This window comes from Stenotrophomonas maltophilia, from assembly GCF_013464915.1.
Classification (GTDB): Bacteria; Pseudomonadota; Gammaproteobacteria; order Xanthomonadales; family Xanthomonadaceae; genus Stenotrophomonas; species Stenotrophomonas maltophilia_AT.
Genome location: NZ_RAVT01000033.1, coordinates 1 through 20,676 on the forward strand (window position 1 = coordinate 1; position 20,676 = coordinate 20,676).

Annotated in this window: 14 protein-coding genes; 9 read left to right on the forward strand and 5 right to left on the reverse strand. The window is 67.9% G+C overall.

Annotated features, from left to right (window positions below):
- Positions 1-496 precede the first annotated feature (496 nt).
- Complete coding sequence (locus D7T59_RS12360) at positions 497-1,918, forward strand: DEAD/DEAH box helicase (RefSeq protein ID WP_180851344.1); 1,422 nt, start codon at positions 497-499, stop codon at positions 1,916-1,918.
- Between the two features lie 559 nt (positions 1,919-2,477).
- On the opposite strand, the gene D7T59_RS12365 is transcribed toward D7T59_RS12360, so the two are convergent.
- Both D7T59_RS12365 and D7T59_RS12370 read right to left on the reverse strand, forming a co-directional pair.
- The gene (locus D7T59_RS12365; RefSeq protein ID WP_180851343.1) at positions 2,478-5,072 is read right to left on the reverse strand and encodes a M14 family zinc carboxypeptidase; all 2,595 of its coding nucleotides are present in this window, start codon (positions 5,070-5,072) and stop codon (positions 2,478-2,480) included.
- Between the two features lie 74 nt (positions 5,073-5,146).
- The gene (locus D7T59_RS12370) at positions 5,147-7,786 is read right to left on the reverse strand and encodes a TonB-dependent receptor plug domain-containing protein (protein ID WP_180851342.1); all 2,640 of its coding nucleotides are present in this window, start codon (positions 7,784-7,786) and stop codon (positions 5,147-5,149) included.
- 192 nt (positions 7,787-7,978) lie between these two features.
- Here D7T59_RS12370 and queD point away from each other — a divergent pair, with 192 nt between their 5' ends.
- Together queD and D7T59_RS12380 are read left to right on the forward strand one after the other, a co-directional pair.
- On the forward strand, positions 7,979-8,341 hold the full coding sequence (queD, locus tag D7T59_RS12375) for a 6-carboxytetrahydropterin synthase QueD (protein WP_004141227.1): 363 nt from the start codon (positions 7,979-7,981) through the stop codon (positions 8,339-8,341).
- A gap of 116 nt (positions 8,342-8,457) precedes the next feature.
- A complete protein-coding gene (locus D7T59_RS12380) occupies positions 8,458-8,805 on the forward strand; it encodes a phasin family protein (RefSeq protein ID WP_111113628.1) in 348 nt (115 codons plus the stop codon).
- Positions 8,806-9,253: 448 nt separating this feature from the next.
- Here the strand turns inward: D7T59_RS12380 and asnB are convergent, their stop codons facing one another.
- Positions 9,254-11,155, reverse strand: a complete 1,902-nt coding sequence (gene asnB / locus D7T59_RS12385; protein ID WP_180851341.1) for an asparagine synthase (glutamine-hydrolyzing) — start codon at positions 11,153-11,155, stop codon at positions 9,254-9,256.
- 350 nt (positions 11,156-11,505) lie between these two features.
- On the opposite strand from asnB, the gene D7T59_RS12390 reads away from it, so the two are divergent.
- Together D7T59_RS12390 and D7T59_RS12395 are read left to right on the forward strand one after the other, a co-directional pair.
- A complete protein-coding gene (locus tag D7T59_RS12390; protein WP_180851340.1) occupies positions 11,506-12,195 on the forward strand; it encodes a winged helix-turn-helix domain-containing protein in 690 nt (229 codons plus the stop codon).
- On the forward strand, positions 12,192-13,538 hold the full coding sequence (locus tag D7T59_RS12395) for an ATP-binding protein (protein WP_164137371.1): 1,347 nt from the start codon (positions 12,192-12,194) through the stop codon (positions 13,536-13,538). Before D7T59_RS12390 ends, D7T59_RS12395 begins: the two co-directional genes overlap by 4 nt.
- Here D7T59_RS12395 and D7T59_RS12400 read toward each other — a convergent pair.
- Positions 13,535-15,004 carry a sensor histidine kinase gene (locus tag D7T59_RS12400; RefSeq protein ID WP_180851339.1) on the reverse strand — a complete coding sequence of 490 codons (1,470 nt, stop codon included), beginning with the start codon at positions 15,002-15,004 and terminating at the stop codon, positions 13,535-13,537. The two genes, D7T59_RS12395 and D7T59_RS12400, sit on opposite strands and share 4 nt — an antisense overlap.
- Positions 15,001-15,720, reverse strand: coding sequence for a response regulator transcription factor (locus D7T59_RS12405; RefSeq protein WP_180851338.1), 720 nt, complete (start codon positions 15,718-15,720; stop codon positions 15,001-15,003). The genes D7T59_RS12400 and D7T59_RS12405 overlap by 4 nt, the downstream gene beginning before the upstream one ends.
- Positions 15,721-15,864: 144 nt before the next feature.
- Here D7T59_RS12405 and msrB point away from each other — a divergent pair, with 144 nt between their 5' ends.
- From msrB to D7T59_RS12425, 4 genes are all read left to right on the forward strand, one after another.
- Positions 15,865-16,437, forward strand: a complete 573-nt coding sequence (gene msrB, locus D7T59_RS12410; protein WP_164137373.1) for a peptide-methionine (R)-S-oxide reductase MsrB — start codon at positions 15,865-15,867, stop codon at positions 16,435-16,437.
- 2 nt (positions 16,438-16,439) lie between these two features.
- A complete protein-coding gene (locus D7T59_RS12415) occupies positions 16,440-18,209 on the forward strand; it encodes a cytochrome c biogenesis protein DipZ (protein WP_180851337.1) in 1,770 nt (589 codons plus the stop codon).
- Between the two features lie 14 nt (positions 18,210-18,223).
- Entirely contained in the window at positions 18,224-18,961 is a 738-nt protein-coding gene (gene msrA / locus D7T59_RS12420; RefSeq protein WP_180851336.1) for a peptide-methionine (S)-S-oxide reductase MsrA, read from the forward strand.
- Positions 18,962-19,201: 240 nt separating this feature from the next.
- Positions 19,202-20,647, forward strand: coding sequence for an aminotransferase-like domain-containing protein (locus D7T59_RS12425; protein ID WP_180851335.1), 1,446 nt, complete (start codon positions 19,202-19,204; stop codon positions 20,645-20,647).
- The last annotated feature ends 29 nt before the right edge of the window (positions 20,648-20,676 follow it).

A 20,676-nucleotide genomic window follows, 5' to 3' on the forward strand; every position in this document is an offset into this window, starting at 1 on the left:
AGCCCCCATGGGTGAGGGCGCTTTGCTTGCGAAGCACTGCTTCGCAAGCGCCCGAACGCACAGCCGCCAGCGGCTGGGCCGGTCTGGGGGTTTACGGCGTCTCCCGCAACCGGACCCACCCCGCCAACCCACAGGAACCCGGCTTTTGATCTTGCTCCGGCCTTGGCTCTGGCCTCTGCGGGTGCAGGGCTGCAAGCCCTGCAGGCAGAACCCCTACCTGAACAGGCCTTTTTGCGTGAAGTCTCAAACATCGTTTAGACTTGCAGGGTCTGCAGCGGCCGTCCGTTTCCCTCCGGGATCGCCGGCGACCAGGGTCCGCCCTCTTCGCCCGCCCCCACTCCGACGCCGTTCGTCACGCATTCCAGCCTGCGCTCCGTGCCGGCTGCACCCAATTCTCGCAGCGCGGTTCACGGGAACGCTCCGAGTCAGCCGATCAGTTTGATCTGCCCCCGTCTGTCCAGTCGGACAGGCGTTTCTTGTACTTGGAGCAAACTCAATGTCTTTTGAATCGCTGGGCCTGGCGCCCTTCCTGCTGCGTGCGCTTGCCGAGCAGGGCTATGAAAACCCGACCCCGATCCAGCAGCAGGCGATCCCGCTGGCGCTGGCCGGTCGCGACCTGCTGGCCGGTGCACAGACCGGTACCGGCAAGACCGCCGCCTTCGGCCTGCCGCTGCTGCAGCACCTGGGCACCGCCTCGCAGGAAGTGCGCAGCGGCCCGCGCAAGCCGCGTGCGCTGATCCTGGCCCCGACCCGCGAACTGGCCACCCAGGTACACGACAGCCTGCGCGGCTACAGCAAGTACCTGCGCATCCCCAGCGCCTGCATCTACGGCGGCGTCGGCATGGGCAACCAGCTGGACATCCTGCGCCGCGGCGTGGACCTGCTGGTGGCCTGCCCGGGCCGCCTGATCGACCATCTGGAGCGTCGCAGCATCGACCTGTCCGGCATTGAACTGCTGGTGCTGGACGAGGCCGACCGCATGCTCGACATGGGCTTCCTGCCGTCGATCAAGCGCATCCTGGCCAAGCTGCCGAAGCAGAACCGCCAGACCCTGCTGTTCTCGGCCACCTTCGAGGACAACATCCGCCAGCTGGCGCTGGAGTTCATGCGCAACCCGGAACAGATCCAGGTGACGCCGAAGAACACCGTGGCCGAAACCATCACCCACCGCGTGCACCCGGTCGATGCCGGCCGCAAGCGTGACCTGCTGCTGCACCTGCTGGCGCAGGACAGCCGCGAGCAGACCCTGGTGTTCGCCCGCACCAAGCACGGCAGCGACAAGCTGGCCACGTTCCTGGAAAAGTCGGGCATCAAGACCGCGGCGATCCATGGCAACAAGAGCCAGGGCCAGCGCCTGCGTGCGCTGGGCGACTTCAAGGCTGGCCGCGTGACCGTGCTGGTGGCCACCGATATCGCTGCGCGTGGCATCGACATCAACGAGCTGCCGAAGGTGATCAACTTTGATCTGCCGATGGTGGCCGAGGACTACGTGCACCGCATCGGCCGTACCGGCCGCAACGGCGCCACCGGCCAGGCGATTTCGCTGGTCGCACAGGACGAAGTGAAGCTGCTGCGCGCGATCGTGCGCCTGCTGGGCCGCGACATGGACATCCGTGATGTGCCGGGCTTCGAACTGCAGACGCCGATCCGCTGGGGCAACAGTGCGCCGGGCAAGGCCGAGCACGATACCGGCGAGCGCGCGCCGCGCAAGAGCCACGCGCGCCGTCCGCACGGTGATGCGCCGCGCCATGCGCACGCGGGCCCGAAGAAGGCCGGTGGCGGCCGTCGTGAGGGCAGTGGCAATGGCCAGCAGCGTGCCGGTGCAGGTGCCGGTCAGGGCCAGCGTCGTGGCGGTGGTGGCAATGGTGGCGGCCGTGGCCGCGGCCAGGGCGGCAACGGCGGCGGTCGCGCCGGCTGATCCCGGCTGACATGGATGGTGCTTCCCGCTGCGCGGGGGGCTTATCGAGGGACGGCGCTGACGCGCCGTCCTTTTTTTTGTTGCGGGCTACTGGGTGATGAAGCACGCGGTGGCAGTACCGAGGGCGGATGGGCATGGGGGCAGCGCAGAACACGCTGTAAATACGTCCATGTAAGCTCGATGGCGCCATCCATGGCGCCAACGGTTCTGCGCTGCCCCCATGCCCATCCGCTTCAAGCATTGCCTGCGCCCTCTTCTCCCGCCGGGTAGCCGGGAGAAGAAAGATCAAATTCAAATTCAAATTCAAATTCAAAGGCAAAAGCCGAAGTCGCAATTCCTGGCTTTGCTTTTGCTTTTGCGTTTGCTTTTGCCCTTGCTCCCGCCTTGGCGGTCTGATGCGTCCGCGCCCGCAGGAAACTGTCGAGGGGAGGCCGGGCGGGCTGCGCAGGACCGTGAGGCGCATGGATGCGCCGATCGAGCTTACATGGACGTATTTACAGCGTGTCCTGCGCAGCCCGCCCGACCTCCCCCACACGCATCAATCAAGGCGCGCAAAGCCTCAACCCCGCGCTTTACTCGGATTCACCAGATTCCCGAAGAAGATCGCGTTGATCAGCAGCCGATCCGTCCCGTGCCAGTACTTGCGGTGCGCCGGATCATCCGCGAACAACACCACGTTGCCCTGCCCCTGCGCCGACACCAGCAGCCACGCGCTGCCTGCTACCCGCGCGCGGTTGCGCTCGGACAGGTAACCATTCACCCGCGGCGGCGTGTCGATGCGTACCACCGTCGAGAAGGGATTCGCGCTCGGCTGCAGCGTCACCGTGTTCTCCTTGTTGATCGACAACTGCCGACGCGGCACCCCGAATGCCAGTGGATGACTGGTGTCCACATCTGCGCTGAGGATGTTGCCGCTGACCCGCTCGATCGCGGCGATGTCGCGCTGGTCGCCGAACGCACGGCGGCTCTCGTCAGCAGCTTCTTCGTCCTTGCCAAGCTTCTCGCCGTCGGCCAGCTTCTGCTCGATCGCCCACTTCGAAGCACTACCGTAGGTCACCAGCGAGCCGCCGCCCTGCACCCAGCGCTTCAGTGCGGCCACTGCCGTGGCATCGACGCCGGTGTAAGTGCCGCCGGCCAGCACGATGGTGGTGTAGCGGTCCAACGGCACCTTGCCCAGCTGCTGCGGATCCAGCTTGCTGGCCGGCAGCCGCAGCTGCTGGTCGAGCAGGAACCAGGCCGAGCCGATCTCGGTGGGGGCCACGCCCTCACCCATCACCAGCGCTACGACTGGCTTGCGCAGCGCCTTGACGCCGTCACTGCCGAGGTCGATGCCTTCGCGGCTGCGGCCGCTGGACAGCGCATGCACCTGCGCCCCCGCCTCGCGCGCGGCAGACGTCACCGCTTCAAGCAGTGCTGTGTCCTGAAGCGGTTGCCCAGCCACCGGAATCACCAGGCTGCCAGCGGCGAAGCTGACCTCGCCCTGTGCGGTCGCGGTAGTGAACGGCTGGAATGCGGCGCGCACGTTCAATCCCTTCTGCTGTAGCACCGCCAGTGCGCGTCCGGCGTTGTAGTCGCGCCAGTCGATGGCGTAGGCGAATCCGGCCTGCCCACCGACGACCGTCCCCTGTTCCGCAGGCAGCGTGGTCACGCGCACACCGCCCTCAACACGGCTGCGGCTGCCGGCGAACGCCACGCCATACGCCGGTGCAATCGCATAGCTGGTGCTGCCGTAGAAAACATCGCCCTTGATCGGCGGCGTCTCGGCGAAGATCGAATGCACCAGCCGGAACTGCGCCTGCTGCACCGGCACCACGTAGGCACTGCCCGGTGCGAAGTGCTGGCCATCCACGGTCACCGCGCGATCCAGCGCGCGCACCTCGATGCGATGCAGCAGCAACAGTTCCAGCAGGCGACGGGTCAACGCCGGGTCATGCGCATCACCAAACACGAAACTCTTCACAGGCTGTTGCGCGGCCTGCTTCAGCGCGCTCTGGAAGAACTGCTTCTGCAGGTCGAACAGGCCGCCGCGCTCGGTCACCGCGCCACGCACCGTGCCCAGGCCGGTCGCGACCTGGTTGCGGATGGTGAACGGGAAGGTCAGCAGGCCATTCACCGATTCCTGCACGCGGCCACGCGAGCTGGCCTGCTCGACGGTCACGCCGACCGCGCCGTGGAAATCAGGATAGGTCGAGCCGTACACCGGCGAGAAATTGTCGAAGTTCTCGCCGGTGTAGTACAGCGAGCCCAGCGCATCCAATGCCTGCGCGTGGTATTTCGCCAGGGTCTTGTTGAAGTCGTATGACGCCGCCGGAATCAGCGGGCTGTGCATGCTCTTCGGCGAAGGTTCGAAGTAATAGGTGCTGTCCTTGCCCATCTCGTGGAAGTCGATCTGCACGTTCGGGTACCACTGGTGGAACACCTCCACCTTCGGCCGCGAGTCCTGCTGGGTCAGCGCCAGCCAGTCGCGGTTGAGATCGGTGAAGTAGTGGTTGGTGCGGCCCTGCGGGAACGGCTCGACGTGCTCCTTGTCGGCGGGATCGGCCGAGGCCGGGTCGGACGCCCACGCGTTGTGCCAGTTGGCGGCACGATCGCGGCCGTCCGGATTCTGCGCCGGGTCGAACAGCACCACCGCCTGCTGCAGCCATTGCTGGGTTTCGGCGCTGCGGTTGGCCACCAGGTAGTAGGCGGTCAGCATCGCGGCTTCGGCACTGGATGTCTCGTTGCCGTGCACGCTGTAGCCCAGCCAAACCACCACCGGGCTGTTACCGGCGGCGCTGCGCGGCTGCGCCGGATCGACCAGGGTCGCGTGCTGCTGGCGGATCTGCTCCAGCCGCGCGTGGTTGCCCGCCGCGGTGACGGTGGCGATCAGCAGCGGGCGCCCCTCATAGCTGCGGCCGATCTCGCGCACGCTGATTTTGTCGGAACGCTTCGCCAGTTCCTGGAAGTACGCCACCAGCTGGTCGTGCCGGGTGTAACGACTGCCGATCGGATAGCCAAGGAACTGTTCCGGCGTGGGAATGGACGTTTCGAACGCGGCCGCCTCGGTGGACTGCGGGAAGAAGTACGCACTCTGCGCCTGCGCCGGCTGCGGCGAGGACAGCGCGGTGGCGGCGGCGATCAGCAGCGGAAGAACGGCACGGCGATGCAAGGACACGGTGACTCCCCTGGAACTCAACGGCAGACAGTCGCGSGGCCGGCCCCCGAWGGTGACCGGCCGCGGCGGATGGATCAGAAGCGGTAATCGAAGCCCAGCGTGAAGTAGCGGCCACGCAGGTCATACTGGCTGAAGTCGTACGGCGCGCGGATGCCCGGGAATGAGGCGTCATACGGCGGCGTCTTGTCGGCCAGGTTCTGCACCTTGGCGTACACGGTCAGCTTGTCGATGCCGGTGTAGGCCAGGTACAGGTCGTACTGGCTGTAGCTGCCGACACGCTGCTGCACGGCCTTGGCCGCGGTACTGGCTTCCTGGCGGTAGCTGCTGGTGTAATACCAGGTCACGGCCGCGTTGAAATCGCCGTACTTCCAGTCCAGCGTGGTGGTGGCCTTGTCCTTGGGCAGGGTCGCGCCGAGGTTGCTGCCGGCGTAGTCCACCAGCGGGCCACCGACCACGGTCGGGCGACGGTAGTCGCGCACGTGGGTGTAGGCCGAGGAGACGGTGAAGTCGCCCAGCGCGGCGGTCGGGATGCGCTGGCGCAGTTCGACATCGATGCCCGAGGTCTTCAGCTCGCTCAGGTTCTGGTAGCGGTTGTAGACCGCCTGCAGCTTGCCGCGCTCATCACGCTGCACGGCACCGGCCACGTTGTCGTTGACCAGGGTCTGGGTGTTGTTGGTGCCGACCAGGTTGTCCAGCTGGATGCGGTAGTAGTCCACGCTCAGGTTGGTGTTGGCCCACGGCGACAGCACCACGCCGAAGTTCACGCTCCTGGTGCGCTCGGGCTTCAGTTCGTTGTTGCCGACGGTGAAGAAGGTCGGGTTCTGGCGCGAGCCCGGCACGTCCGGATCACGCGGGTCGACCACGCTGCCGTAAGCGATGCTGGTGCTGTTGGAGTTCTCCGACAGCGACGGAGCACGGAAGCCCTTCGAGGCCGACGCACGCACCAGCAGGACGTCCAGCGGCTGCCAGCGCAGGCCGATCTTCGGCGAGAAGGCATCGCCGAAATCGTCGTAGTGGTCGGCGCGCGCGGCGGCGGACAGCTCCAGCGTCGCGGCCAGCGGCACGTTCACTTCGGCGTAGGCCGCACTGACCTGTCGCTTGCCGTGCACTTCGGCGATCGCCGGGCGCACCTGCAGGCCGGCGTCGATCTGCCACGGGTTGTTGGAATCGAGCTTCTCGCGGCGCCACTCGGCACCCGCAGCGAAGCCGATCTCGCCGGCCCAGGTGTGGCCCAGGCTGCCGGAGATCTTCGCGTCGATGCCCTGCAGCTTGGACTCGGCCGGACGCAGGGTGGCGATGTTGATCGAGTCACGCACCGACTGCGGCGTGGCCGCCGGGTTCAGCAGGTTGTAACTGCCGGTGGCCAGCGCATCGGCCAGCGCCCAGCGGTTGGCGAAGCCGCCGGACACGCTCTCGCGCTCGCTGCTGCGTGCACCGAACGCAGCCACTTCCCAGTCCCACGACGCGGTGGTGCCGCGCAGGCCGAACACACCGCGGTAGGCCGTGGAGCGGTTGGTCTTGATCGTGCCGCCGAGGTCGAAGAAGGTGTACTCGATCGGGATCGCACGGCCGTACGGGTTGTAGGGATTGTTGGCCGGCAGCAGCGACGACACCGGCTCGGCCAGGCCGCTGTTCGCGTTCAGTGCGAAGCGGCCGCTCTCCAGGGTGAAGAACGGGCTGCTGCCGAACCACGCGGCACTCTTGATCTGGCTGTACAGCACTTCGCCGAAGGCTTCGACGTTGTCGTTCAGTCGGAAGGTACCGTTGGCATAGGCCTGGTAGCGCTTTGTCGAGGGGATCAGCGTGGTGAACGGTGCCTGGTTGAAGCCGCAGGTATCGCCGGCCAGGCCATCGATCGGCGCGCTGGCAACGCGGGTGGTGCCGGCCGGGCAGTTGCCGTTGGCGTCGAGCATCGGCACCGACACGCCGTTGACCAGGTAGCGCGCGCCCTTGGCCGACCAGCCGTTCCAGCGGCCACCGGGCTTGTCGGTGTAGATGCCGCTCCTGGTCAGGTTGCGCTCGTCCTGGTCCAGGCGCTCGCGGTTGTAGCCCTGCAGGCTGAAGAGGATGTTGTAGCCATCGGTGTCGAGATCACCCAGGCCACCGACGAACTTCAGGTTCTGCTCGTGCAGCCCCCCCTGGTCGGCACCACCGAAGCTGCCACCGATTTCGGCACCTTCGAAGTTCTGCCGGGTGATGATGTTGACCACGCCGGCCACGGCGTCGGAGCCGTACACCGCCGAGGCGCCGTCCTTGAGCACTTCGATGCGCTCGACCGCGACCAGCGGCAGCGCGTTGAGATCGACGAAGGTGTCGGACAGGCCACCGGCCGGGAAACCGTAGTTGGCCAGGCGACGGCCGTTGAGCAGCACCAGCGTGTTCTTCTGCGACAGGCCACGCAGGCCGATGCCGGCAGAGCCGGAGGCCCAGCCATTGTTGGTGGTTTCGTTGCTGGCGTTGCCGGTATTGGCCGAGATCGAACGCAGCACGTCAGCCACGGTGGCCTTGCCGGTCTGTTCCAGCTGCTGGCGGCCGATCACCTGCACCGGGTTGGAGGCCTCGGTATCGGCGCGCTTGATGTTGGAACCGGTGACGCGCACGGCGGCCAGGGTGCTGGCTTCGCCACTGGCGTCGGCGGAGGTTTCGGCGGCGGCGGACAAAGGCGCGGCCAGAGCGACGGCCAGGGCCGCCACGAGCAGGGTGTGCTTGGGCATGACGATGTGGGGGAGGTGGTAAGGGCGATGAAGTCCCGCAGTAGTCCATGCCTGGCCGGGGTCCGGCCAATAACATCTCTTCATACGGATATAAGAGAAGCTATCATCTCTTCATCCGGATGAAAAGACTTTCTTCACGAATGCCCAACATCCACTCAGGCTGCCGGGCCGCCCGCGGCGTACAATCGCGCCATGGAAATCTTCAAAGTCTTCATGCTCGAAGCGGCGCATCGCCTCCCCAACGTGCCACCGGGGCACAAGTGCGCGCGCCTGCACGGCCACTCGTTCCGGGTGGAACTGAAGGTCGAGGGCGAACCGGGTGCGCAGACCGGCTGGATCATGGACTTCGGCGACGTGAAGGCGGCCTTCCAGCCGATCTACGACCGCCTGGACCATCACTACCTCAATGACATTCCCGGTCTGGAGAACCCCACCAGCGAGAACCTGGCGGTGTGGATCTGGAACGAACTCAAGCCCAGCCTGCCGGCGCTGAGCGAGATCACCGTGCACGAAACCTGCACTTCGGGCTGCCGCTACCGCGGCCCTGCGATCTGATCAAACCATTGATCTGAAAGGTTTTTCAAAGGCGCCTTGGGCGCCTTTGTTATTTTTGTTGCAATGCGGCATCAAGGGCGTATGCTGCAATGCATCAAGCCACTTCCTGATGCCCCATGGCCGCCGCCTTCAGCGATCGCTTCAGTGATGCCACCCGCCAGCTCGCCGCCGCGGCAACGCGCGCGAACCGGTTGGCGTTGGAGAACGCGGAAAGCATGTTCGGCGTGCAGCTGAAGGCGATGGAACGCAACCTGACCGCCACCAGCGGCTGGCTGGGCGAACTGGCCCGCAGTGAAGACGCGGCCGGTACGCTCTCCAAGGGCGCGCAACTGTGGCAGGACAACCTGCAACGATTGGGCCAGGCCCAGCAGGACATGGTCGGGCTCGGCCTGCAGGCCAGCAAGGCCTGGTCCGAACTGGCGCAGGGTTACAACGCATCAACGGCGGACGCGAACAGTCACTGACGCGACGCAACGCTCATTGCATGGGTCCCTCCCCCCATGCAATCCGGACCCGGCAGATCCCTCCCTCTGCCGGGTCTTTTTTTGCCTGGCGCTTGGATTCCGAAGTACGTCTTCGTTCGAGATCTCCGCGAGCTGAAGGGCCCCGCCGGTGCGGGCAGGGATCTGGGCAAATGTCCCCCGGCGCCGGCCGTTGGCCGTCACCTCCTCCTTTACTTTGCCCAGACCCCTGCCCGCCCCGACGAGGCTYGGCTTGCGGCAGGAAAAGCGCAGCGCTCGYGGCAGCCWYTCAAYGAGGCGCCGACRAACTCCGAACGCAGGGCGRAGGCCCTTGCGTACGAAGTAAAGGGGGAGGTGACGGCCAACGGCCGGCGCCGGAGGACATTCGTACGCAAGGGCCTCCGCCCTGCGCCGCGCAGAAAGAATCCGCCACACGCCATGCTGGGACGGCTCAGCGCCCGCGGCCACCGTGCCAATGCTGGTGCCACGCCTGGAACATCAACACATTCCACAGGTGCGTGTGCCACTTGCGCTCACCGCGCAGGAACGCCTCCCAGATACCGCGCACGCGCGCCGCATCGAAGCAGCCCTGGTTGCGCAGCAGCTGCGGGTCCAGCAGCGCCTCCGCCCAATCGCGCAGCGGGCCGGCCAACCAGCGCGCCATCGGCGGCCCGAAGCCACGCTTGGGGCGATACACCAGCGGTTCGGGCAGGTAACGCGCCAGCAGGTGCTTCAGGATCAGCTTGTGCTCGCCATCGTGGTACTTCAGGTGCTGCGGCAGGCGCCAGGCCAACCGCACCACCTCCATGTCCAGCAGCGGTGCACGCGTTTCCACACCCGCCGCCATGCCCGCACGATCGACCTTGGCGAGGATGCCCTCGGCCAGGTCCATGCGGAAATCCAGCAGCTGGATGCGCGCCTCGGCCGGCAACGCGGTGTCCTGCTGCTGGAAGATCGTCATCGGCTCGCGCGCGCCCAGCACCACCTGCGCCGGCTGCCGCCAGCGCGTCACGCGCTGCAGGTAGTGGCCTTCCACGTCGTTGGCAGCGACCTCGGCCACCAGTGCGCGCCAGCCGCCGAGGCGGCCACGCTCCACGTTCATGCGGTTGCCGCTGCGCCGTGCCAGGTCACGCACCCAGTCCGGCAGGCCACCGCACAGGCGTGCATTGCGCAGCGCGCGGCCGTAGCTGGGGTGACCGAAGAACAGTTCATCGCCACCGTCACCGGTCAGTGCAACCGGCTTGCGAGCGCCCAGCAGTTCGCTGGCCAGCAGGGTCGGCAGCTGCGAGGCATCGGCGAACGGCTCGCACCAGACCTGCGGCAGGCGCTGCAGCAGGTCCAGGCCCTGGCGCGCGTCCATGCGGTGCAGGTGATGCTGCACGCCCAGGTGGCGCGCGACCTGCGAGGCCCAGTCGCTCTCATCATGGCCGGGATCGTCGAAACCGACCGTCCAGGCTTCGATCGGCAGGGTCGACTGCGCCTGCATCATTGCGGTTACCAATGAAGAATCGGTGCCACCGGACAGGAACGCGCCGCAGGCCAGCGGCGAGTGCATGCGTGCGGCAATGGCCTTCTGCAGTACCGCTTCCAGCTGGTCGGTGGCCTGCTCCAGGCTGGGGGCCGGCTGCAGCGGTTCCTGCAGTGCGCTCTGCATCGCATCGCGTGCGCACCAGTAGCGTGAGCCGCCCTGCGCGGCCTGGCTGGAACCGCCAGCCGCATGGTCATTCAGATCGATGCGCAGCATCGCACCTGCCACCAGCTTGTGGATGCCGCGGTAGATGGTGTGTGGTGCCGGCACGTAGTCATGGCGCAGCAGCAGGCTCAGCGCATCCTGGTCGATGCTCGGGGCAAAGCCGGCGAAGGCCTGAAGCGCCTTCATTTCCGAGGCGAACAGGAACTGGCCCTGGTACCAGCCGTAGTACAGCGGCCGCTCGCCGACCGGGTCGCGGGCCAGCCACAGTTCGCGCGACTCGCGGTCCCATACGCTGAAACCGAACGCGCCCTCGATGCGGGAGAGTGCCCGCTCCACGCCCCATTCGACGATCGCCTGCAGCAGCAGCCGCGCATCGCTGCAGCTGCGTGGAAGATCGCGCAGCTGCGACTGCAGGTCGGCCCGGTTGTACAACCGGCCATCCAGGCACAGCACGTAGCGGCCACAGTCCGAACTCAGGGGCTGCAGCGGGGTATCGGTCGGCGCCCGGCAATGGCCCAGCGCCAGGCCGGCCTCGGCGTCGGTCCAGTAGCCGATGCGGCCCCGGCCGCGCTGCTGCAGGGCGCGCAGCATCGGCGCCAGCTGCTGCAGCAGGTGTTCGTCCTCGGCGGGGGGCAGCCAGGCCCCGACCACGCCGCTCATCGGGCACCTCCGCAGCGGCAGCGGCGGGACGGGTTCAGCAGGCAGGCGGCGGCGGGCGACATGGGAACGGCACGCGGAGCGGAGGAGACTCCATGCTCGGCCCGCCCCCGGCCCCGCGTCAGTCGCTTTGCTGTCAGCGATGGTCACCGTACGTATCACGAAGGTAACGTTTTGTAACAGCAACAGGCTATGCTGGACGCCAAGTTGTTGCCGGGCCTGAGGCCCGGCCCGTGCGCCAGCAACCCCGGCTGAATGGCGCCCGCCCCCGGGACCCGGGCGGCCCGAAGGCTGGGATAGCATCGCCGCGCTCGTGCCGTGGCGGTACGTTTGCGTCCACGGAGGCCTTGAGAATGCTGGATATCGTACTGGTCGAAGACGATGCCCGCCTGGGTACGATGGTCAGCGACTATCTGCAGCGGCATGGCTACCAGGTGGCCCACGAGCGCAGCGGTGAGCGTGCGGTGACCCGGATCCTGGCCGAGAAGCCCGCCCTGGTCCTGCTCGATGTCGGCCTGCCCGACCAGGATGGTTTCGAAGTGTGTCGGCAGATCCGGCCCCACTATGACGGGATCATCTGCGTGCTGACCGCCCGCACCGACAACATCGACCAGGTGCTGGGACTGGAACTGGGCGCCGACGATTACATCGGCAAGCCGATCGAACCACGAGTGCTGCTGGCCCGCCTGCGCGCCCACCTGCGCCGCCACCGCCGGGTTGAACCACGCGACGGCAGCCTGCGCTTCGGCGAGCTGAACATCGACCCGTCCACGCGCAACGTCCACCTGCAGGGCGCCCAGCTGGAACTGACCACCGCCGAGTTCGACCTGCTGTTCCTGCTGGCCAGCAACGCGGGGCAGATCCTCGACCGCGACGCGTTGCTGCGCGGCCTGCGCGGGATCGCCTTCGACGGCCTGGACCGCTCGATCGATGCCCGCATCTCGCGCCTGCGTCGCAAGCTGGGCGACAACCCGGAGCAGCCGGAACGGATCAAGACCGTACGCGGCCGCGGCTACCTGTTCAGCCGATCGGCATGGGGATGAAGCGTACGCCCTCGGCGATGCGCGGCCACGCCTTCCACTTCCTGCGCTACGGCATCGGCTTCCTGGTCGCCCATCTGCTGCTGATCGTGCTCGGCCTGTGGGCCTGGGACGCGCTGCTGGAAGACCGCACCGAAGCCGGGCTCCAGGCCGAAATGCGTGGCACCCATGCCCTGCTGCAGCACCGCTTCGCCGAAACCCCGCGCGAGCAGTGGCCGGCGCTGGCGCGCGAACTGGATGCCGACTTCGCCTACGCCCTGCGCATGGTGCCGTTGGCCGAGGCGACGAAGGAGCTGCCGGCCAGCCAGCGTCCCCCCTTCAACAACGGCCGCGTGCAGATCGACCTGGAGCACATGCGCAGCCTGCAGCGGATCGGCGACAGTGACTACGCGGTGATGCTGGGGCCGTTGGACGAAGCGCTGCCCGACGAAGGCTGGCAGGACAGCGAAGTATCCGGCGTGGCCATCCTGCTGCTGATCCTGATGGTGGCGGTGGCACTGCCGATGTACGTGATGGTCTACCGCCTGTGGCGGGACGTCTCGCAATTGGCACAGGCGGCGCGGCAGATGCGCGACGGACAGCTGGACACGCGTGCGCCACGCGCCGGCACCGCGCTGGTGCGGCCGCTGGCCAATGCCTTCAACCATATGGCCGAGCAGCTGCAGCAGCTGCTGGAAAGCCAGCGCGTGCTGGCCCAGGCGGTGGCGCACGAGGTGCGCACCCCATTGGCGCGGATGCGCTTCGGCCTGGCCGACCTGGAGGACACCGCGCTTGATGAGGTGCAGCGCGATGCGCTGGGTGGCCTGCGCACCGACGTTGATCGCCTGCAGCACCTGACCGATGCGGGCGTCGAGTACGCCGCACTCGGTCGCTGCCATCAGCTGACCCGGCAGCGCCTGCAGCTGGCGGCACTGGTGCGCGGCGTGGTCGCCCAGTTCGCGCCGTTGCCGATGCCCGTGCAGCAGGCGCTGTCGCCGGTGGGACTGGTCAACGTCAACCGGCACATGCTGGAACTGGCATTGCGCAACCTGCTCGGCAATGCCCTGCGCTACGCGCGACGCCAGATCCGCATCGCCAGCACCGTCAACGATGGCTGGCTGTGCCTGCAGGTGGAGGACGATGGCCCCGGCATCGCGCCCGAACTGCGCGGCCAGGTACTGCAACCGTATGTGCGGCTTGACCCGGGCAGCCCCGGTTTCGGCCTCGGCCTGGCCCTGGTGCAGGTGGTGGCCGACAAGCATGGCGGCCACGTCGAGGTGACCGATTCGGAGTTGGGCGGTGCCTGCATCCGCCTGCACCTGCCGCTGGAAAGCAGCGGCGTGGTGGAGTGCGAGGCGGCCTGCTAGGCCGCCGGTTCCGCGCGCGGCAACGCAAACACGAACAGCGCGCCGCGCTCGCTGTCACGCAGTTCGATGCGACGGCCGTGCAGCTGCACGATGCGCTGCACGATCAGCAGGCCCAGTCCGCCGTTCTCGCCACGTCGCGCGCCCAGCGCGGCCGGTGCCTGGAACAGCTGCGTGCGCAGTGCAGGGGCAACACCAGGACCATCATCGGCTACGCTCACCTCCACGCTGTCGGGCGTCGCGCGCAGGCGCACCTCGATCCGGCCACCGTCGGGCGCATGCCGCAGCGCGTTGTCGAGCAGGTTGGTCAGCACGCGCTCGACCAGGCCCAGGTCGGCGCGTACCAACGGCAGGCCTGGCGGGAAGTCCGCGTGCAGGCACTGGTTGCGCGCCTGCGCCGCCAACTCGAATTTCTGCAGCACGTCCTGCAGCAGCTCCGGCAGCGCGAACACCTCCCACTCCAGCCGTACTTCGCCGTGCTCCAGCCGCGCCAGCTCGAACAGCGCGCGTGCCAGCCGACCGACCTTGGCACTCTGCGCCAGGGCGATACCGAGATAGCGGCGGCGCTCGTCCGGCGACAGCGTGGCATCCTTCAACGCCAGCGTTTCCAGGTAGCCGTGCAGCGACGACAGCGGCGTGCGCAGGTCGTGCGAAATATTGGCCACCAGCTCGCGCCGCTGCAGATCCTGCTGGCGCAGCTGCTGCCATTGCTCACCCAGCCGCTGCGCCATCTGCGCGTGCGCGTGTTCCAGGATCACCAGTTCGTCGCGCTCACCGGGGCGCAGCGGCTCGGGCGGCGGCAGCGGCGTCGGCGCATCGATGTCGAAGGCCTGGATGCGCCGGGTCAGCCGCCGCAACGGGCGGGTCACCCAATAGAACGCTACCAGCCCGGCCAGCAGGCCCAGGCTGCCGACCAGCATCACCGACCACAGCGTGGTGTTCCACTGGCTGCCGGCGGCGAGGTCGTCGGACAGCATCTGGCGGTGTTCGCCGACCAGCACCACGTACACGTAGCCGGCCTGGCGGCCCTGCACGATCAACGGTGCGGCACTGAACACCTTGCGGCCATCGGCACTGCGCGGGTCATCGCCGAGGATCGGCAGTGGCGCACCGGCCAGCAGCCGGCGCAGCGGTGCCACGTCCACCTTGTTGCGCACCAGATGGCCTGTGGGCGCGTCGTGGCCGAGGATGCGGCCCTGGTCGTCCAGCAGGTAGACCTCGACGCTGGGATTGACCGCCATCAGCTGGCCGAACAACGCGCGCACCGCGGCGTCACGCATGCCACTGGTGTCCATCAGTTCGCTGCGCTGGGCGATGTGCTCCGCCAGGCCCAGCGACAACCGCTGCACCACTTCCTGCTCGTGGCGGGTATTGGCGCGCATCTGCAGCGCCAGCAGCGCCATGCAGCACATCAGCATCAGCGCGGCGATCACCGCCGCCAGCTTCTGCCACAGGTTCGGCTTGATCATGCCACCGCCCCGGCCGGATCGACCAGCTTGTAGCCGCGTCCCCACACCGTCAGCAGCCGCCGCGGGTTGGCCGGGTCCGGCTCGATCTTGCTGCGCAGGCGATTGATGTGGGTGTTGACCGTGTGCTCGTAACCGTCGTGCTGGTAGCCCCAGACCTGGTTGAGCAGCTCCATGCGCGCGAACACCTGGTCCGGATGACGGGCAAAGAACAACAGCAGGTCGAACTCGCGCGGGGTCAGCTCCAGCGCGTTGCCATCCACCGACGCGGTGCGCGCGACCGGGTCCAGCTGCAAGCCCCCCAGCTCGATCGCACCGGCATCGATGCGCGCGCTCTGCGCCATCGCCTCGGCCCGGCGCAGCAGCGCACGCACGCGGGCCACCAGTTCCGGCATCGAGAACGGCTTTGCCAGGTAGTCGTCCGCGCCCAGTTCCAGGCCGACGATGCGCTGCGTTTCGCTGCCACGCGCACTGATGATGATGATCGGCACGTAACGCGCCATCGCGCGTGCGCGCTGGCAGACCTGCAGGCCGTCCACGCCGGGCAGCATCACGTCCAGCACCAGCGCATCCCATGGCCCTTCCTGCTCAAGCAGGCGCAGGCCGGCATCGCCGCTGGCGGCATGGGCGACGTCGTAGCCCTCATCGCCCAGATGCATGCGCAGCAGGTCGGCGATGTGGGCATCGTCTTCAACGATCAGCACGCGTTTGGTGGACATCGGCAGCTCGGGGCCAGTGGGGAGGCTGGCTGCATTGTGGCGCGGGACGGCTGCCGATACCTCACGAAAAATTGAATCCTGCGTGAGGATTCGTTGACCCGGGCGGGCGCAGCATGGCCCCGTCGCCCCTTCCCGGAGTCCGCCATGTCCCTGTCCCGCCGCCATCTGCTGGGCCTGGGCGGTGTTGCCACCGCCGCCGGCCTGCTCGGCCTGGGGGCCTGCAGCCGCGCCGCCCCGGCCGCCGCCGAAGCGCGCCCGTCGCGACAGTTCGAGGTCATGCACAGCGATGCGCAGTGGCGCCAGCAGCTAACCCCGGCGCAGTACGCGGTGCTGCGCCAGCAGGCCACCGAGCGCCCGTACAGCAGCCCGCTCAACAAGGAGCACCGGCAAGGCACCTTTGCCTGCGCCGGCTGTGCACTGCCGCTGTTCTCCTCCTCCACCAAGTTCGAGAGCGGCACCGGCTGGCCCAGCTTCTGGGCGCCGCTGCACAACGCCATCGGCGAAGACCGCGACGTCACCTTCGGCATGCTGCGGGTGGAGGTGCACTGCCGTCGCTGCGGCGGCCATCTCGGCCACGTGTTCAACGATGGCCCGCGCCCGACCGGGCTGCGCTACTGCATGAACGGTGCGGCGATGGTGTTCGTTCCCGGTGCCGGGGATGGCACCGCCGACGGCTGGCGCGTGCCGGTCGGTTCTTCCACCCTTTCCGGAGCCTGACCATGCTGCTGTTGCTGCTTGCCTACCTGGGGGGCGCGCTGACCCTGCTCAGTCCGTGCATCCTGCCGGTACTGCCGTTCGTGTTCGCACGTGCCGACCGCCCCTTCCTGCGCAGCACGCTGCCGCTGCTGCTGGGCATGGCACTCACCTTCACCGTGGTCGCCAGCCTGGCTGCGGTGGGCAGCCAGTGGGTGGCACAGGCCAACCAGATCGGACGCTGGATCGCCCTGCTGCTGATGGCACTGTTCGCGCTGGCACTGCTGTGGCCGCGGTTGGCCGACCATCTGCTGGCGCCGTTCCAGCGCGTGGGTGCGCGGCTGAGCGCACGCGCCGATGCGGCCGATGCCGCCGGGCGTGGCGGCGCGTGGACATCATTGCTGATCGGCATCGCCACCGGCCTGCTGTGGGCACCGTGTGCCGGGCCGATACTTGGCCTGGTACTGACCGGTGCCGCCCTCCACGGCGCCAGCGTCGGCACCAGCACGCTGCTGCTGGCCTATGCATTGGGTGCGATCACCGCGCTGGCGCTGGCGGTATGGGTGGGTGGCCGCGTGTTCCGCGCCCTGCAGGCGCGGCTCGGCCTCGGCGACGTGCTGCGCAAGGTGCTGGGCGTGGCCGCGCTGCTGGCGGTGGTGGCGATCGGGCTGGGCTGGGATACCGGCCTGCTGACCCGCCTGTCCACGGTCAGCACCGCGCGCATCGAACAGGGCCTGCTGGATGCGGTACCTGGTGCGCAACCGGCGGCACCGCCGATGATGATGATGGCCGGCGCCAATGCCGGGGCCGATGCACCGCTGCCGGTGGAAGGCACCCTGCCAGCACTCGATGGCGCCACCGGCTGGCTCAACAGCCCGCCGCTGACGGCCCAGCAGCTGCGCGGCAAGGTGGTGCTGGTCGATTTCTGGACGTATTCCTGCATCAACTGCCTGCGTGCGATGCCGTTCGTGCACGAATGGGAGCGCCGCTACCGCGACCATGGCCTGGTAGTGATCGGCGTGCACACGCCGGAGTTCGCCTTCGAGCGTGACCCGCGCAACGTCATGAAGGCGGTGCAGCAGCTGAAGGTCGCGTACCCGGTGGCGCTGGACAACCAGTACACGATCTGGCGCGCGTTCAACAACCGCTACTGGCCGGCGCAGTACTTCGTCGATGCACAGGGCAACATCCGTGGCCACCAGTTCGGCGAAGGCAACTACGCGCGCTCGGAACAGGTGATCCGCCGCCTGCTGACCGAGGCCGGCCAGACCCATCTGCCGCCGCCGGCCGATCCGGCCGCCGCAGACCTGCAGGGCGTAGCCGCGCAGGCCGACATGGGCAATCTGCGCTCGCCGGAAACCTACCTGGGCCACGCGCGTGCCGAGCAGTTCGCCTCACCCGGTGGGCAGCGCAGCGACACCGCGTTCGACTACAACCTGCCGGCCACCCTGGCGTTGAACCGGTGGGGACTGTCGGGGCGCTGGACCGTTACCGACGAAGCCGCACAGCTGCAGCAGGCCGGTGGCCGCATTGCCTTCCAGTTCCATGCGCGCGACCTGCACCTGGTGCTGGCACCGGGCCAGGAAGGAAAGCCGGTGCGCTTCCGCGTCCTGTTGGATGGCAAGCCGCTGCCCGCCGCCGATGCCGGCACTGATGTCGGTGCCGATGGCAGCGGCGTGGTCGACGAGCACCGTCTGTACCAGCTGGTACGCCAACGCGGCACGGTCGGCCCGCACCGCTTCGAGATCGAGTTCCTCGACGCGGGCGTGCAGGCCTATGCCTTCACCTTCGGTTGAACCGGGAGGACACGATGAAACTCTCCTTTGAACAGGGCATTGCCGCCGGTGTTGCCGGACTGGTGGCCACCGCACTCATCGCTGGCGTGCTGCTGGTCGATCACCGCGCAGTGGCGGCGCCGGTCGAAGCCAGCGCTCAGACCAGCGCGCTGCCCGCACCCAGCGGCGATGCCGCGTTCCGCGATGACGCCACCCACGCCAGCGTGGTGTTGGCCGGTGGCTGCTTCTGGGGGGTGCAGGGCGTGTTCCAGCACGTGAAGGGCGTGAGCAATGCGGTCTCCGGTTACATCGGCGGCAGCGCCGCCAACGCGCGTTACGAGCGGGTCAGCAGTGGCCAGACCGGCCATGCCGAGGCGGTGAAGATCGACTATGACCCGCGCCAGGTCAGCTACGGACAGTTGCTGCAGGTGTTCTTCTCGGTGGCACACGACCCGACCCAGCTCAACCGCCAGGGGCCGGACCACGGCAGCCAGTACCGCTCGGCGATCTTCACCGACGACGCCCGCCAGCAGGCGGCCAGCCGCGCCTACATCGCCCAGCTCGGCCAGGCCGGCAGCTACCGCGCACCGATCGTCACCCAGCTGGTCAGCGGCCAGCGTTTCTACCCGGCCGAGAGCTACCACCAGAACTACATGACCAATTACCCGCAAGCGGCCTACATCCGCTACTACGACGCACCGAAGCTGGCCGCGCTGGGCAGGCAGTTCCCGGCCTTGTACCGGCGCGATGCGGCGCTGGTGCCCATGCGCTGACGGCATCTTCCCTGGGCCTGACCGGCGCTCGGCGGCACTCTTCTGTAGAGCCGAGCCCGCGCTCGGCTGCTGTTGGCGGAAGCGCAGCCGAGCATGGGCTCGGCTCTACACAAAAAAAGGCGCACGGCCATCCAGCCGTGCGCTTGGAAAGTACCGGCCGTGCCCCGATCAGGCCCGGCCGACAACGACATGCTAGGCTCGTCATCATCATGGGTACAGCACCAGATGGCGGGATATTCGATGGATACAGATGACCAGACCTCGATGATTCCCCCCCGCTACCAGCGGCTGTCCGATGAACTGGCCGAGGCCATCCACGGCGGCCGGCTTCCGGTAGGCAGCCGCCTGCCCTCGCTGCGGCAGATGGCGTCGCAGCGCCGGCTCAGCCTGAACACGGTGATCGCCGCCTACCGCCAGCTGGAAGACGCCGGCCTGGTGATTCCTCGGCCCAAGGCCGGCTTCGAGGTCGCGCCACGGCTGTCGGTGCCGGAACGGTCGTTGCGCGATGTGCCCTCGGCACCCACCGCACCGCTGCAGCAGGTGTTGATGGCCCGGGTGCTTGAAGCACAGCGCCGCCCGGGCGTGATCGATCTGGCCTTCGCCGGCCCGCGCGGTCGCCAGTTCTACCCCGGCGCGCAGCTGGCCAAGCACACCGCGCAGGTACTGCGCCATGGCCAGCAGACCGTGGAGACCTACGCGCGCCCGAATGGTTCGCCGCGGCTGCTGGCACAGATCGTGCGCCGCGGTCCGCGCATGGGCCTGCACACCCATGCCGAGCGCCTGCTGCTGACCCACGGTGCAATGGAAGCGCTGCAGCTGGCATTACGTGCAGTGACCCAGCCCGGCGACGCGGTCGGCGTCGAAGCACCGTCCTACTTCAATCTGTACCCATTGCTGGCCAACCTCGGCCTGCAGGCCATCGAACTGCCCACCCATCCGCAGCACGGCCTGGATGTCGATGCGCTGGACGCGATGCTGGAACACACACCGCTGGCCGCGCTGGTGGTGATGCCCACCGTGCACAACCCGCTGGGCTGCACCATGCCGATGGGCGCCAAGCAGCGCCTCGCCGAGCTGGTCAATGCCCGCCAGCTGCCGTTGATCGAGGATGCGGTGTACGCCGAGCTGCAGTTCTGCGAGCCGCCAGCGCCACTGCTGAAGGCGTTTGATCGCGACGGCTGGGTGATGGTGGTGGGCGGGTTCTCCAAGACGCTGGCGCCGGACTATCGCATCGGTTGGCTGGATGGCGGCCGCTTCGCCGAGCGCATCGCGCTGCTGAAGTTCCAATCCACCGGCGGCGAGCCGCAGCTGCTTGGCGACGCGGTGGCGGCGTACCTGGAAGCGGGCAGCTACGAACACCATCTGCACCGCATGCGTCGCCTCTATCGCGAGCAGGTCGGGCGGCTGCGCCAGCTGGTGGCCGAACACTTCCCGGCCGGCACCCGTGCCACCGAGCCGCAGGGCGGCTTCCTGCTGTGGCTGGAACTGCCGGGCATCGATACGCGCGAGCTGTTCGAGCGTGCACTGCGGGAGGACATCGTGTTCATGCCTGGCCAGGTGTATTCACGCGGCGCGCGCTACCGGCATTGCCTGCGGCTGTCGTGCTGCCAGACGCTGGATGCGCGCTTCACTGGTGCAGTGGAACGGCTGGGTGCGATCGCGCGGGAGCTGGCGCGGGCTGATTGATTGGTAGAGTCGACTGTCAGTCGACTGCT